General features: G+C 69.2%; 12 protein-coding genes. 8 read left to right on the forward strand and 4 right to left on the reverse strand.

Translation table 11 applies throughout. The features are described from left to right. Positions 1 to 79: 79 nt before the first annotated feature. Both CEF10_RS07525 and rpsO read left to right on the forward strand, forming a co-directional pair. A complete protein-coding gene (locus CEF10_RS07525) occupies positions 80 to 1,318 on the forward strand; it encodes a calcium-binding protein (RefSeq protein ID WP_101067523.1) in 1,239 nt (412 codons plus the stop codon). Between the two features lie 160 nt (positions 1,319 to 1,478). Continuing rightward, positions 1,479 to 1,748: a 30S ribosomal protein S15 gene (rpsO, locus tag CEF10_RS07530; RefSeq protein ID WP_101067524.1), complete on the forward strand. Its 270-nt coding sequence runs from the start codon at positions 1,479 to 1,481 to the stop codon at positions 1,746 to 1,748. Positions 1,749 to 1,885: 137 nt separating this feature from the next. On the opposite strand, the gene CEF10_RS17510 is transcribed toward rpsO, so the two are convergent. Next, positions 1,886 to 2,530: a GFA family protein gene (locus tag CEF10_RS17510; protein WP_456300078.1), complete on the reverse strand. Its 645-nt coding sequence runs from the start codon at positions 2,528 to 2,530 to the stop codon at positions 1,886 to 1,888. A 47-nt stretch (positions 2,531 to 2,577) separates the two neighbouring features. Here CEF10_RS17510 and pnp point away from each other — a divergent pair, with 47 nt between their 5' ends. Further along, positions 2,578 to 4,719 carry a polyribonucleotide nucleotidyltransferase gene (gene pnp / locus CEF10_RS07540; RefSeq protein WP_101067526.1) on the forward strand — a complete coding sequence of 714 codons (2,142 nt, stop codon included), beginning with the start codon at positions 2,578 to 2,580 and terminating at the stop codon, positions 4,717 to 4,719. Between the two features lie 66 nt (positions 4,720 to 4,785). On the opposite strand, the gene CEF10_RS07545 is transcribed toward pnp, so the two are convergent. After that, complete coding sequence (locus tag CEF10_RS07545; protein ID WP_101067527.1) at positions 4,786 to 5,244, reverse strand: Lrp/AsnC family transcriptional regulator; 459 nt, start codon at positions 5,242 to 5,244, stop codon at positions 4,786 to 4,788. A gap of 136 nt (positions 5,245 to 5,380) precedes the next feature. Here CEF10_RS07545 and ald point away from each other — a divergent pair, with 136 nt between their 5' ends. Further along, positions 5,381 to 6,499: an alanine dehydrogenase gene (gene ald / locus CEF10_RS07550; RefSeq protein WP_101067629.1), complete on the forward strand. Its 1,119-nt coding sequence runs from the start codon at positions 5,381 to 5,383 to the stop codon at positions 6,497 to 6,499. A 45-nt stretch (positions 6,500 to 6,544) separates the two neighbouring features. On the opposite strand, the gene CEF10_RS07555 is transcribed toward ald, so the two are convergent. Further along, positions 6,545 to 7,351: a mechanosensitive ion channel family protein gene (locus tag CEF10_RS07555; protein ID WP_101067528.1), complete on the reverse strand. Its 807-nt coding sequence runs from the start codon at positions 7,349 to 7,351 to the stop codon at positions 6,545 to 6,547. Positions 7,352 to 7,527: 176 nt separating this feature from the next. Between CEF10_RS07555 and CEF10_RS07560 the strand changes: the two genes are divergently transcribed. The 4 genes from CEF10_RS07560 (at position 7,528) to CEF10_RS07575 (ending at position 13,784) form a co-directional block, all read left to right on the forward strand. Continuing rightward, complete coding sequence (locus CEF10_RS07560; protein ID WP_101067630.1) at positions 7,528 to 8,010, forward strand: RNA pyrophosphohydrolase; 483 nt, start codon at positions 7,528 to 7,530, stop codon at positions 8,008 to 8,010. Between the two features lie 99 nt (positions 8,011 to 8,109). Next, complete coding sequence (locus tag CEF10_RS07565; protein WP_101067529.1) at positions 8,110 to 8,601, forward strand: hypothetical protein; 492 nt, start codon at positions 8,110 to 8,112, stop codon at positions 8,599 to 8,601. A 92-nt stretch (positions 8,602 to 8,693) separates the two neighbouring features. After that, complete coding sequence (locus tag CEF10_RS07570) at positions 8,694 to 11,570, forward strand: error-prone DNA polymerase (protein WP_101067530.1); 2,877 nt, start codon at positions 8,694 to 8,696, stop codon at positions 11,568 to 11,570. Between the two features lie 180 nt (positions 11,571 to 11,750). Beyond that, positions 11,751 to 13,784 carry an NADH:flavin oxidoreductase gene (locus tag CEF10_RS07575; RefSeq protein ID WP_101067531.1) on the forward strand — a complete coding sequence of 678 codons (2,034 nt, stop codon included), beginning with the start codon at positions 11,751 to 11,753 and terminating at the stop codon, positions 13,782 to 13,784. 22 nt (positions 13,785 to 13,806) lie between these two features. Here the strand turns inward: CEF10_RS07575 and CEF10_RS07580 are convergent, their stop codons facing one another. Next, on the reverse strand, positions 13,807 to 15,153 hold the full coding sequence (locus CEF10_RS07580; protein WP_101067532.1) for a lytic murein transglycosylase: 1,347 nt from the start codon (positions 15,151 to 15,153) through the stop codon (positions 13,807 to 13,809). Positions 15,154 to 15,203: the final 50 nt, after the last annotated feature.

A 15,203-nucleotide genomic window follows, 5' to 3' on the forward strand; every position in this document is an offset into this window, starting at 1 on the left:
CCAGTCCGCCCGGATTTCTTTGACCGCCGGCGGACCGCGTGCCTGAATGTCCGGTGTGGGTGAGTGATGGGTTGCAGGTATGCTGCTGGTGATGGGCCTGATGGGCGTTGCCGTCGGGGCAACGGCCCTTGTCATGATGGACTTCGAAGAAGGTGGCGGGCCGCCCGACGATGCGGAGACCGCCGAGGAAAGGGACCCGGAAGAAACTTCAGGGCGCGATGATGGCGTCGATGACGATGACGGCATTCTGGCACATCTGGATCGCGCGCCGGGCGAAGGAGGTGACGCCAGCAACGACAGCGATGCCGCCGGGAGCGCCACGGTGGACGACACCGCGCCCCCGGATCCAACGGGGGCGGACCGGGGCGACGATACGCCGTCGGAACCGCCGGGTGAGAGGCCCTCGGCCGAGGCCGACGGTGCCTCGGACGGTGCCGAAGACGAGGGCAACGCGGCGTCGGACAAGACGATGGCCGAGGTGGACGACCCCGAGGACACGACCGGGCGGGCGCACACGGACACCGGCCCGCGCGTCGTCGCCGGGGCTCCGGGTGGCGAAACCCTGTCCGGCTTTCCGGAAGACGATCGGTTGAACGGTTACGCCGGCGACGATGTGATCGAAGGTGCGGACGGCAACGACGAACTGCGCGGCGGAAAAGGCGCCGACACCATCGGGGGTGGCCGGGGCGATGACAGCCTGCACGGCGGCGATGGCGCCGATGAATTGTCCGGTGGTCCCGGCAGGGACCATGCCTTCGGGCACGGTGGCGACGACATCCTTGCCGGCGGCGCCGGCGCCGACAGCCTTGTCGGCAGCATGGGCGCGGATACGCTCAGCGGTGGCGAGGGTGGCGATGCCGTGCATGGCGACCTTGGCGACGACCGGCTGTTCGGCGACGCCGGGCAGGATACGCTGTTCGGGGGCTGGGGCGACGACACGGTGTCGGGTACCGGCGACGGTGGCACGGGCGATTTCGTCAACGGCGGCGGGGGCGATGACGTTCTGATCGCCGGGCCGGCCGACACGGTGACGGGCGGCGAGGGCAAGGACGAGATCCGCATCGCGGGTGGAGCGACCGGGCCGGTAGAAATCACCGATTTCTCGCCGGAAGAGGACCGGCTGGTGATCCTCGTGGACCGGCTCGACCCCGACGCGCCGCCCGCGCTGGGGATCGAGGACGATGCCGGCGATGCCGACCGCCAGCACGTCACGCTGGACGGTGCGCGCGTCGCCGTGGTCGAGGGGGCGGGGCGGATCGCGCCGGTGCACGTCACGATCCTGCCCCGGGATGCGCCGGCGGCGGCGCTGATCCGCTAGCCGCTGCGGCGGGCCGCGCGATTTACGTCTTTTCTTTCGCGCGCATTTCTCTTATACGGCCCGCTCGTTGCCCGGCGTGCCCGGGCGGCGCATCTCTACGGACCTTGCTGGACGACATCCCGGCTCGTGCCCGAAACGCCGAACTGAAAAGGAGACCCCGATGTCGATCACACCGCAGGAAAAAGACCGCGTGATGAAGGAATTCGCGACCAAGGACGGCGACACCGGGTCGCCCGAGGTGCAGGTCGCGATCCTGACCACGCGCATCAAGGCGCTCACCGAGCACTTCAAGACCCACAAGAAGGACAACCACGGCCGCCGCGGCCTGCTGAAGATGGTCGCGCAGCGCCGCAAGCTGCTGGACTACCTTCACGGCAAGGACGTCGAGCGTTACCGCGACCTGATCAAGCGGCTGGGCATCCGCCGCTGAACGCGCGGGCCGGACGGCCCTCCGAGAGCGATCTTTCGTAACGCCCGCGCCACACGGCGCGGGCGTTTGCGCGTTCAAGAGCCCCGTTTTCCTGTCCCTTGCAGTGCCGGGTCATTCCGGACGTTGTGCGCCGGGCATCAGCCCGCGCAGGGCCGCCAGCGTAAACGGGCCTGGCTGCTGAGGAACCCGCTGTGCTTGGGCAGGGCGTCCTCGGCATCGGCCTGCCGCCGGTGGTAGAACATGTTGAAATCCGGCGGCCTGATGGCGCTGCCGGCGGCGATGCTGCCGCTCGGGATGGCCACCATCCGCGGCAGCATCGGCAGCCAAAGCGTTTCCATCGCCGGCCGGCCGCAGTCGGTGCAGGTGCCACGGCGGACGAAGGGTGGTTGCTTGTGCACCCTGGACGCGACCGTCTCGCGGGCATTGCGGATCACGTCGCGGTCGCGGAACACGCATATGTCGGCACGGGGCGCGTCATTGAACGCCTGGCGTATCGTGCAGTGGCACAGCGCGCGGAACAGCGGCGCCCCCCGGAGCCGAAGGCGCATTGCGCCGCAACTGCAGGTCGCGGTCTGGTCATTGCCGGCCGGCGTCGTCCCCTCCTTCCGCCATGATCGTCCCATGCCGTGGCCCGTGGCGCAAAAGGCGGCCGTCGTCCCGGGCCGAACGCGGCACTTTCCAAACGCCGCCATCCCGTGTATGGCGCGCGTATCTGAGACGCTGTGCCACGACCCCGGCACTCGAGGGAATGATGGAGGGGTCGGCGGCAATGGGGCCGCCATGAAAACGGGTACTCGGACCGCCGAGGGAGCCCAGACAGGATACGCAGATGTTCAACGTGACGACGAAATCGATGCAGTGGGGGGAGGATACCCTCACGCTGGAAACGGGCAAGGTGGCCCGTCAGGCCGATGGTTCGGTCATTGCCACGCTGGGGGAAACCAGCGTGATGGCGAACGTGACCTTCGCCAAGGAGGAAAAGGAAGGTCAGGGATTCTTCCCGCTGACCGTCCACTACCAGGAAAAATACTATGCGGCGGGCAAGGTGCCCGGCGGTTTCTTCAAGCGCGAGGCGCGCCCGACGGAAAAGGAAACGCTCACCGCCCGCCTGATCGACCGGCCGATCCGGCCGCTGTTCGTGCCCGGCTTCAAGAACGAAGTGCTGGTCATGTGCACCGTGCTCAGCCACGATCTGGTCAATGACCCCGACATCGTGGCCATGATCGCCGCCTCGGCGGCGCTGACCGTCTCGGGCGTGCCCTTCATGGGGCCGATCGGCGGCTGCCGCGTCGGGTACGCGGACGGCGAATACATCCTCAACCCGGATGTCGAGGACATGCAGGATCTGCGCAACGATCCCGAGCATCGCCTGGACCTCGTGGTCGCGGGCACCAAGGATGCCGTGATGATGGTCGAATCCGAGGCCTACGAACTCAGCGAGGACGAGATGCTGGGCGCGGTCCAGTTCGCGCACGAGCAGATCAAGCCGGTCTGCGACCTCATCATCGACCTGGCCGAGGACGCGGCGAAGGAGCCCTTCGACTTCACGCCGCCGGACTACTCGGCCCTCTTCGACGCCGTGAAGGCGGCGGGCGAAACCAGGATGCGCGATGCCTACGCGATCGGTGACAAGCAGGAACGCACCACCGCCATCGCCGCGGCGCGCGAGGCGATCGCCGCCGAGCTGTCCGAGGAGCAGGCCGCCGACCCGAACCTCGACGCCGCGCTCAAGAAGCTCGAATCGACCGTGCTGCGCGGCGATCTCGTGAACGACGGCAAGCGGATTGACGGGCGCGACCTGCAGACCGTGCGCCAGATAGAATCCGAGGTGGGCTTCCTGCCACGCACCCACGGGTCGGCGCTTTTCACCCGCGGCGAGACGCAGGCGCTGGTGGTGACCACGCTGGGCACCGGCGACGACGAACAGATCATCGACGCGCTGCACGGCAACTTCCGGTCCAACTTCCTGCTGCACTACAACTTCCCGCCCTACTCGGTCGGCGAAGCGGGCCGCGTCGGGCCGCCGGGCCGCCGCGAGATCGGACACGGGAAACTGGCGTGGCGGGCGCTGCAGGCGGTGCTGCCGTCGGCGACGGACTTCCCCTACACGATCCGGCTGGTCTCGGAGATCACCGAATCGAACGGGTCGAGCTCGATGGCCACGGTCTGCGGCTCGTCGCTGTCGATGATGGATGCGGGCGTGCCGCTGAAGGCGCCGGTCGCCGGCGTGGCCATGGGGCTGGTTCTGGAAGACGACGGGCGCTTCGCCGTGCTCACCGACATCCTCGGAGACGAGGACCACCTGGGCGACATGGACTTCAAGGTCGCCGGCACCGAAAGCGGGATCACCTCGCTTCAGATGGACATCAAGGTCGCCGGCATCACGCCCGAGATCATGAAGCAGGCGCTGGCACAGGCCAGGGACGGCCGGATGCACATCCTCGGCGAGATGAACAAGGCCCTGTCCGAGGCGGGCGATTTCTCCATCCACGCGCCCCGTATCGAGACGATGCAGATCGACCCCGACAAGATCCGCGAGGTCATCGGTTCGGGCGGCAAGGTCATCCGCGAGATCGTTGAAACCTCGGGTGCCAAGGTCGATGTCAACGATGACGGCATCGTCAAGATCGCCTCGCCCGACGCCGAATCGATCCAGAAGGCCTACGACATGATCCATTCGATCGTGGCGGAGCCGGAAGAAGGCAAGGTCTACCGCGGCACGGTCGTCAAGATCGTCGATTTCGGCGCCTTCGTGAACTTCTTCGGCAAGCGCGACGGGCTGGTCCATGTCAGCCAGATCGCCGACAGGCGCCTGAACCATCCCTCGGACATGCTCAAGGAAGGCCAGGAGGTCTGGGTCAAGCTGCTGGGCTTCGACGACCGCGGCAAGGTGCGCCTGTCGATGAAGGTGGTCGACCAGGAGACGGGCGAGGAAATCGCGCCGAAGAACAAGGAAAAGGCCGACGGCTGAGGCAACGCCCCGGTCCCGTGCCAATCGCCCCGGCGGAGCCATCCGCCGGGGTTTTTCTTTGCCGCGTCACACCGGCAGGGCCGTCGTGTCGCAGACGGTGCGCAGCGCGAAGCTTGATTGCATCTGCGCCACCCCGGGCAGGCGGGTCAGGTACTGGCGGTGGATGCGCGCGAAATCCTCGGTGTTCTCGGCGACGACCTTGAGGATGTAATCGGCCGTCCCGGCCGTCAGGTGGCATTCCAGAACGTCGGGGATGCGCGAGACGGCCGTTTCGAAGGCCTCCAGCACCTCGTCGGCCTGCGTCGACAGCGTTATCTCGACGAAGACGGTGGCGGGCACCCCGATCTTGCGCGCGTCGAGCAGCGCGACGTAGCCGCGGATGTAGCCCTCGGTCTCCAGCCGCTGGACGCGCCGGTGGCAGGCACTGGCCGACAGGTTCACCGCCTCGGCCAGATCGGCGTTGGAGATGCGCCCGCGCCGCTGCAGCACCGAAAGCAGACGGCGATCCGTTCCATCAAGCGGCATGTATGCAAGACCTTTCAGAAAAACGAGCTAATTCGCGAAGTATATTCAAGGAACCGGGCCGTATGCGAGGAAAAATTCAACCGCCTTGCGGCGGGACTGCGGCAAAATGGCCCAAAGGGTATTGGAGGAGAAGGCCATGAAGATCGGATGCCCCACCGAGATCAAGGCGCAGGAATTCCGGGTCGGAATAACGCCGCACGCCGCGCGCGAAGCCGTGGCGCACGGCCACGAGGTGCTGATGCAGTCGGGGGCCGGTGTCGGCGCGGGGTTCCACGACGACGACTACAGTGCCGCAGGCGCGGTGATCGTGGACACCGCCGAGGAAGTCTTCGCCAAGGCGGAGATGATCGTGAAGGTCAAGGAACCGCAGCCGGACGAACGCAAGATGCTGCGCGAGGGCCAGGTGCTGTTCACATACCTGCACCTGGCGCCGGACCCGGCGCAGACGCGCGACCTTCTCGAGTCGGGCTGCACCGCGATCGCCTATGAAACCGTGACGGACCGGAACGGCGGGCTGCCCCTGCTTGCGCCGATGTCCGAGGTCGCGGGCAAGCTGGCGCCGCAGATGGGCGCCTGGACGCTGCAGAAGGCCAACGGCGGGCGCGGCGTGCTGATGGGGGGCGTGCCCGGCGTGCAGCCCGCGCGCGTCGCCGTGATCGGCGGCGGCCACGTCGGCACGCATGCCGCACGGGTGGCCGCGGGCATGGGCGCGGATGTCACCGTGCTCGACCGGTCGCTGGAGCGGATGCGCTACCTCGACGACGCGTTCTCGGGGCTGTTCAAGACGCGCTACGCGAGCGCCGGCAACAACGCCGACCTCGTGGCCGAGGCCGACATGGTCGTCGGCGCCGTGCTTATCCCCGGCGCCGCGGCGCCCAAGCTGATCACGCGCGACCAGCTTTCGATGATGAAGCCGGGGGCCGCCATCGTGGACGTGGCCATCGACCAGGGCGGCTGTTTCGAGACCTCGCGGCCCACCACGCACGAGGATCCGATCTACGAGGTCGACGGCATCATGCACTACTGCGTGGCCAACATGCCCGGCGCCGTGGCGCGCACGGCGACCATGGCTCTGGGCAACGCGACGATGCCCTTCATGCTGGAACTGGCCGACAAGGGCTGGCGACAGGCCTGCGCCGACAACCCGCACCTGCTGGAAGGGCTGAACGTGCACGCGGGGCAACTGACCTATTACGCCGTGGGCCGCGCGCTGGGCATCGACGTGATCTCGCCGCAGAAGATCGTGAAGGGCTGATCGCCGATGGACGGGGCCGGGCGGCCGGCCCCGCGCGCCGCCGGCTCAGCCGGCCTTCTGGATCTCGACCGCGTGGGGATAGGGGATGGTAATGCCGCCCGCGTCGAAGGCTTCCTTGATCGCCTTGGTCAGCTCGAACTTGAGGTCCCAGTAATCGGCGGCGTTGCACCACAGCCGCGCCGTCAGGTCGACGCTGCTGTCGCCCAGGTTCGTCACCCGGACCCAGGGTTCGGGGTCGTCGAAGACACGCGCGTCCCTCGCGGCGAGGTCGGCGATGATCTTCATCGCCTTGTCGGCATCGTCGCCGTAGTCGATCCCGAAGGTCAGGTCGAGACGCCGGGTGTCGTGGTGCGAATAGTTGGTAATGATCGCGCCCCACGCCTGCCCGTTGGGCACGACAATCTGCACGTTGTCGGGGGTTACCAGTTCGGTGAAGAAAAGGTTCAGGTCGGCCACCGTCCCGGCGGTGCCGCCGATGTCCACGTACTGGCCCAGCTTGTAGGGGCGGAACAGGATCAGCATGAACCCGGCCGCCAGATCGCTCAGCGTGCCCTGAAGTGCCAGCCCGACGGCCAGCGTTGCGGCACCCAGAACGGCCACGAGGCTCGTGGCCTCGATCCCGAACAGCCCGAGCACGGCGATCAGCACCATCAGCAGGATCACCCATTTGACGATGCTCGCGGCGAAGCTGCCGATGGTGTCGTCAATGCGGGGGTTGGCGTTGACCCGGCGGCGCAGCAGCCCGCTGACAGCACCGGCGACGATCCAGCCCAGGATAAGGACGACCAGCGCCTTAGCCCCGTTGATGACGAGCGGCGCATAGGCGCCAAGGCTTTCGAAAATCGCGTCCATGTTTCGCATGCCTCCAATGAATCGCGGTGCGGCCCGGTGCCGCACCTGCACGGTGACGCCCCTACAGGGCTAGGGCGGCGATTGCCAAGCTTTTCTGCGTGCCGGCCACGCGTCAGGTCGGTTGACCGGAGCGCATGCCGGCGGCAATAGGGAGGAGCCTCACAGCAGGGAACATGATGACCCCCGAAGAGATCGAGAAACTGCCCTACCGCCCCTGCGTGGGCGTCATGCTGGCCAACGAGGACGGGCGTGTCTTCGTCGGACAGCGGATCGACAACGATGCCCCGGCCTGGCAGATGCCCCAGGGGGGCGTGGACGCGGGCGAATCCCCGCGCGACGCCGCCCTGCGCGAGTTGTGGGAGGAAACCGGCGTGCCGCCCGATCTTGTCACGGTGGAGGCCGAGACCGAGGGCTGGGTGCGTTACGAGTTGCCGCACGATATCGTGCCACGCATCTGGAAGGGCCGTTACAAGGGGCAGGAGCAGAAGTGGTTTCTTCTGCGCTTCCACGGTCGCGACGACCAGGTGAACATCGACACCGGCCACCCGGAATTCTCCGAATGGTGCTGGCTGGATCCCGACGACCTGCCGGCACGGATCGTTCCGTTCAAGCGCAAGGTCTATGAACAGGTACTGGCGGAGTTCGCCGACAAGCTGTGACGCGGCCTTGTCCGGCGCGGGCGGTGCTGGCAGGCTCGTGGCGTCGGGGCCGTCGGCGGCATCGCCCGCGGCCACCGGACGTGCACCGGGAGCTGCGCCATGACCCGTTTCATTGCCCCCCTCGTCGCGTTTCTTCTTGGCGGTCCGGCACTGGCGCTGAGCTGCCTGCCGCGGGATGCCCCCTATCTCTACCAGCAGGCAGACGCGGCCGAGGCCGCCTACGTGGTGGTGCATGGCCGTCTGACCTTCGACGAATCGCGCCTGCCGCGGGCGAACGCCGAGGACCAGTCAGACAGCGAAACCCGCCTGCCGGCCCGATTCACCGGCAAGGCGCTGTCGCGCGAGGGGTTCGTCGTTCCGTTCGACCGGCCGATCACGCTGGTCGTCGAATGCTTCGGCGTGTGGTGCCCCAGCCCGGAATCCGGCACCGAGCACCTGGCGTTCCTGCGGCGGAGGGACGGCGGCCATGACCTGGTGCTTGACCCCTGCGGGGGCATGGCGCTGTCGGCGCCGTCGCGGGAACAACGCGACAGGATCGTGCAGTGTTTTCGCGGCGGGCCGTGCGTTTCCGAGGTGCCGGGGCGGCGGTGAGGCCGCCGGGGCCGCATGACGCGAAGTTCCGCGAAGCCGGTGGCGTTCCGGACTCGAAATGGAACAAAAGGTGAATATACTCCCGACTCGTCATGTTCGCCGAGTTGTCGATCACCTCTAACTTCACTTTCCTCACCGGCGCCTCGCACCCCGAGGAACTGGTGGAGCGTGCCGCCGCGCTCGGCCTGCCGGCGCTGGCCATCGCCGACGACAACTCGGTCGCGGGGCTGGTGCGGGCGCATGTGAAAACGCGCGAGATCGTCCGGCAGGTGGCCGAGCGGCAGGCGATCGAGGCGCGTGACGGCCCCATCGGCCCGCCCGATCCGGCGTGGCGCCCGGACCCGCCGGGCTGGGCCTGCGTGCCCCGGCTGATCCCGGCCGCGCGGCTGTGCCCCGGGGACGGGCCGCGGCTGACGGCGATGCCGCGCGACCGCGCCGCATGGGGCCGGCTGTGCCGACTGCTCACGCTGGGCAAGCGGCGGGCGGACAAGGGCGGTTGCCGGCTGACACTTGAGGACGTGCTGGATGGCGCCGGGGGGATGGAGCTGCTGTTGCATCCGCCCGAAAACGTGGAGGCGGAGGCGTGGCACGCGCAAGCCGCGCGGCTGGCGCGGCACTTCGCCGGGGCGGTGCACCTGCTGATGGCGCCGCGCTACGACGGGCAGGACGCCGCGCGCTTCGACTGGCTGGCAGGCCGGGCGGCCGATCTGGGGGTGCCCACGCTCGCGTCGGCCACACCGATCATGCACCACGCGCGGCGGCGGCGGTTGGCCGACGTGCTGACCGCGATCCGCGAAGGGCTGCGGGTGGACACGCTGGGCCGCGCGGCGCTGGCCAACGCCGAGTGCCGCCTGCGCTCGGAGGCCGAGATGCTGCGCCTCTTCGCCGGGCACGAAGCGGCCGTGCACCGCGCCGGCGCGCTGACCGGGCGGCTGGCGTTCTCTCTGGACGAACTGCGCTACGAATACCCCGGCGAGGTCGCGGACGGCGAAGCGCCCGACGCCCGTCTGCGCCGGCTGGCCGAGGCGGGGCTCGCGTGGCGCTACCCCGACGGCGCGCCGGAGCGGGTGCGGGCGCAGCTGGCGCACGAACTGGCCCTGATCGGCAAGCTGGGTTACGCCCCATATTTCCTGACCGTCCACGACGTGGTGGCCTTCGCCCGCGGCCGCGGCATCCTGTGCCAGGGGCGCGGCTCGGCCGCCAACTCGGTGGTCTGCTACTGCCTCGGCGTGACCTCGGTCAGCCCCGAGATCGGCACCATGGTTTTCGAGCGCTTCGTGAGCGAGGCCCGCGACGAGCCGCCCGACATCGACGTGGACTTCGAGCACGAGCGCCGCGAGGAGGTGATCCAGCACATCTACGACCGCTACGGTCGCCACCGCGCGGGGTTGTGTGCCACCGTCATCCATTACCGGGCCAAGCGCGCGCTGCGCGAGGTGGGCAAGGCCATGGGGCTGAGCGGCGACACGGTCGCGGCGCTGTCCTCGCAGGTCTGGGGGATGGGCGCGGAAGGCGCGCTGCTGGATGCGCGCCTGCGCGAGATCGGGCTGGACCCCGCCGACCGGCGGCTGCGCCAGACGCTCGAGCTGGTGCGCGAGATCGAGGGCTTCCCCCGCCACCTGAGCCAGCACGTCGGCGGCTTCGTGATGACCGAGGGGCGGCTGGACGAGCTGGTGCCGGTGGAAAACGCCAGCATGGAGGACCGCACGGTCATATGCTGGGACAAGGACGACATCGACGCGCTGGGCATCCTGAAGGTCGACGTGCTGAGCCTCGGCATGCTGACCTGCCTGCGCAAGGCCTTCGACCTGTTGGAGCAGCACCAAGGGGTGCGTCACACGCTGGCCGACCTGCCGCCCGAGGATGGCCGCGTCTACGACATGTTGTGCCGCGCCGATTCGCTGGGCGTGTTCCAGGTGGAAAGCCGCGCGCAGATGAACTTCCTGCCGCGGATGCGGCCGCGGTCGTTCTACGACCTGGTGATCGAGGTGGCGATCATCCGCCCCGGCCCGATCCAGGGTGACATGGTTCACCCCTACATCCGCCGCCGCAACGGCGAGGAGCCGGTCGAATTTCCCTCCGACGCGCTGGGCGCGGTGCTGGGCAAGACGCTGGGCGTGCCGCTGTTCCAGGAACAGGCGATGCAGATCGCCATCACCGGCGCGGGGTTCTCGGCCGAGGAGGCCGACCGCCTGCGCCGGTCGCTGGCGACCTTCAAGAAGCATGGCGACGTTTCGGCCTTCCGCGAGCGTTTCCTGCGGGGCATGCGCGCCAACGGCTACGACGCGGACTTCGCGGCACGCTGTTTCAGCCAGATCGAGGGGTTCGGCAGCTACGGCTTTCCCGAAAGCCACGCGGCGAGCTTCGCGCTGCTGGTCTATGCCAGCGCCTGGGTCAAGTGCCACCATCCCGGCATCTTCGCCTGCGCGCTGCTGAACGCGCAGCCCATGGGCTTCTACGCGCCCGCGCAGATCATCCGCGACGCGCGCGACCACGGCGTGACGGTGCGCCCGGTGTGCATCAACGCAAGCTACCGCGACAACGTCATGGAACCCGACGGGCGCGGCGGGCTGGCGCTGCGGCTGGGGTTCCGGCAGGTCAGGGGGCTGGGCGAGGAGGACGCCACCTGGATCACCGCGGCGCGCGGCAACGGCTACCGGACGGTCGAGGATGTCTGGCGCCGCGCGGGCGTGGCCCCGGCCGCGGTGGAGCGCCTGGCCGAGGCGGACGCCTTCGCGGGGCTGGGGCTGTCGCGCCGTGCCGCCCTCTGGGCGGCGCGGGCGCTGGCGCCGGGGCGCGAACTGCCGCTCTTTGCCGGCGATCTCGACGGCGAGGCCATCGCGGAACCGGCCGCCCACCTGCCCGAGGCGACGCTGGGCGAGGCGGTGGTGGAGGATTACGCCGCCATGCGCCTGTCGCTGCGGGCGCATCCGCTGGCGTTGCTGCGCGACCGGCTGACCCCGCCCTGAGCCGGCCATTGCCGGGCGGTGCGCGGCTGCGCCGCGCGCAGGATCTCTCGTCCGCGGCCTGCGGCCGCGTCCTCGGGAGCCTCCGGCGGGAGTATTTGGTCCAAGGTGAAGGGCGCTTGCGTTCAGGCCGGCCGTGGGCGAGGCTGCCGCGCAGCCACGACGTTACCGGGAGCGCCACCGATGTCGCACGACCCGCTGTTGCAGCCCTTTCGCCTCAGGCACCTGGACCTGAAGAACCGTCTGGTGAGCACGGCGCACGAGCCGGCCTATACCGAGGACGGGATGCCCAAGGACCGCTATCGCCTGTATCACCTCGAGCGGGCGAAGGGCGGGCTCGCGCTGACCATGACCGCCGGCTCGGCGGTGGTGTCGCGCGACAGCCCGCCGGCCTTCGAGAACATCCTGGCCTGGCGCGACGAGGTCGTGGGCTGGATGAGGAAGCTGGCCGACGACTGCCACGCGCACGGCTGCGCCGTGATGATCCAGCTCACGCATCTGGGCCGGCGCACGCGCTGGGATGCGGGCGACTGGCTGCCTTCGCTGGGCGCGGGGCCCGCGCGCGAGCCCGCGCATCGTGGCGCGCCCAAGGTCATCGAGGACTGGGACATCGCGCGCATCATCGCGGATTACGCCGACGCGGCGGAGCGGATGAAGGCCGCGGGTCTCGATGGCGTGGAGATCGAGTGCTACGGCCATCTGCCCGACCAGTTCATCAGCCCGCTGACCAACACGCTGGACGCGCCCTACGGCGGCGGGTTCGAGAACCGGACCCGGTTCGCGACGGATGTCCTGGCGGCGTGTCGCGAGCGCGTCGGCCCGGATTTCATCCTCGGGCTGCGGCTGGTGGCCGACGAGGACGCGGCGGGCGGCATCCCCGCCGAGGAGGGCATGGCGTTCGCCCGGCAGCTGCAGGCGGCCGGTCTGGTCGATTTCCTCAACGTGATCCGCGGGCGCATCCACACAGACGCGGCGCTGGCCGACGTGATCCCGGTGCAGGGGATGCGCTCGGCCCCGCACCTGGATTTCGCGGGGCGTGTGCGCGCCGAGCTCGGGATGCCCGTGTTCCATGCCGCGCGCATACAGGACGTGGCCACCGCCCGGCACGCGGTGCAGGCGGGGCTGCTGGACATGGTGGGGATGACGCGCGCCCACATCGCCGAGCCGCACATCGTGCGCAAGATCGAGGAAGGGCGCGAAGAGGAGATCCGCCCCTGCGTCGGCGCCACTTACTGCCTTGGACGCATCTACCAGGGGGGTGCGGCGCTGTGCATCCACAACGCGGCCACCGGGCGCGAGGCCACCATGCCCCACGAGATCGCCCCGGCCGAGGCGCGCAAGCGCGTCGTCGTCGTGGGGGCGGGGCCCGCGGGGCTGGAGGCCGCGCGGGTGGCCGGGGCGCGCGGCCACGCGGTGACGGTGTTCGAGGCCGCGGACGCGCCGGGCGGGCAGGTCCGGCTGTGCGCGCAGCAGGTGGCGCGGTCGGAGATGATGGGGATCATCGACTGGCGCATGGCGCGATGCGCGGCGGCCGGCGTCGAATTCCGCTTCAATGCCTGGGCCGAGGCGGCGGAAGTGCGCGCGCTGGAGCCGGATGTCGTCATCGTGGCCACGGGCGGGCTGGCGCGCCCCGGCGACCTGGCGGCGGGCAGCGACGCGACGGTGACCAGCTGGGACATCCTGTCGGGCGACGCGAAGCCGGGCGGCCGTGTCCTGCTGTTCGACGAGGCCGGCGATTTCGCCGCGCTGCAAGCCGCGCAGGTGCTGGCGGACGCGGGGGCCGAGGTCGAGGTGATGACGCCCTACCAGGCGTTTTCATCCGAGGTGCCGGGAATCAACCTCGTCCCCTTCATGCGCGCGCTGCAGGACAAGGCGGTGACATTCACCGTCACCTACCGGTTGCAGGCGGTGGAGCGCGACGGCAACCGCCTCAAGGCGATCGTGGGGTCGGATTACATGGACCTGCGGCAGGAACGTGCCGTCGACCAGGTCGTGGTCAATTACGGCACGGCGCCGCTTGATGAGCTCTATTTCGACCTCAAGCCCGAGTCGCAGAACCTGGGCGCGGTGGATTACGAGGCGCTGGTCGCCGGGCGGCGGCAGGCGATGACGGGCGGGCCGGACGGGTTCCAACTGTTCCGCATCGGCGACGCGGTGTCGTCGCGCAACACGCACGCCGCGGTCTACGACGCGCTGCGCCTGATGAAGGATATCTGAAACCAAGGGTCGCCGAACGGGGTCAGCCCCCGCGCAGGCGCCGCAGCAGTGTCTGGCTGGGGTAGCCGTCGGGCGTCACGCCCACGGACTTCTGGTAGGCGCGGATGGCGTTGATCGTGTTCGGGCCGATGATCCCGTCGATCTTTTCCAGCGCGAAGCCCTTGCGCGTGAGGCGGCGTTGCATTTCCTTCTTCTGGACGAAGGACAGCGGTTCATAGCCGCGCGGCCAGCTTGCCTGGATGGTTGGGCCGCCCTTCAGGCGGTCGGCCAGATGGCCCACGCCGATGACGTAGGCGTCGGCCTTGTTGTAGCGCTCGATCACCGCGAAGTTGTCGAAGATCATGAAGGCGGCGCCGGCCGCGCCGGCGGGCAGGAGGATGGACGCGCGCCCGTGGTTGGGCACGGGCTTGCCGTCGACGCCCCGCACGCCCAGACGCGCCCATTGGCGCGGTGACTTGCGGATCGAGCGGCTGGCCAGCGCGTGGTTGAAGCCATCGGGCAGGCGCACCTCAACCCCCCACGGCTGGCCCGTGTTCCAGCCGAAACGCGACAGGTAGGCGGCGGTGGATGCGAGCGCGTCGGTCGGGTCGTCTGACCAGATGTCGCGTTTGCCGTCGCCGGTGAAATCCACCGCGTAGGCCTGGTAGGAGGTCGGGATGAACTGCGTGTGGCCCATGGCCCCGGCCCACGAGCCCTTCATGTTCTCGGGACGCACGTCGCCGGATTGCAGGATTCGCAGGGCCGCGATCAGTTGCTTCTCGAAAAAGCGGCCGCGACGGCCGTCATAGGCCAGGGTGGCGAGCGCCTCGATCAGCGGGATGTCGCCCTTTCGCGAGCCATAGGCGCTTTCCAGGCCCCAGATGGCGGCGACGACCTCCTTGTCGACGCCGTAGTGCGCCTCGATCCGGGCGAGCGTGCGGCGATGGCGCCGCAGCATTTTCTTGCCGTTGCGGACGCGCACGGGCGAGGCGGCGCTGTCGAGGTAATCCCAGATCTGCTTGGTGAATTCCGACTGGTTGCGATCCTTCTGGACCACGGAGGTGTTGTATTGCACGCCGCGGAAGGCGCGGCGGAACACGCCATCGCTGATGCCGGCGGCCCGGGCGCGCGGGTGGAACCCCTCGATCCAGCGGCGGAAGCCCCGGTTGGCGGGGGCAGGGGCCAACGCCGCGGCCTTCTTCTCGAGGCTTTCGGGGCGCAGCACCGGGCGCAGGCTGCGCACCGGCACGTCGATGGCGGTGGCGGCGGCGCGCGCGACGGTCTGCGCGGGGCGCATCTGCGGCCGCAACGACGACTCCACGGGACGCGCCTGCGCCGATTGCGCGATGAAGAGGCCCGCGAGCGCGGTCAAGATAATACGGATGCCCATTGCCCGGCCCTTTGTTGGTCTTGCCTGTCGTGAAATGGTAGCCCGATTGC

The organism is Roseovarius salinarum (assembly GCF_002834145.1).
Classification (GTDB): Bacteria; Pseudomonadota; Alphaproteobacteria; order Rhodobacterales; family Rhodobacteraceae; genus Roseovarius; species Roseovarius salinarum.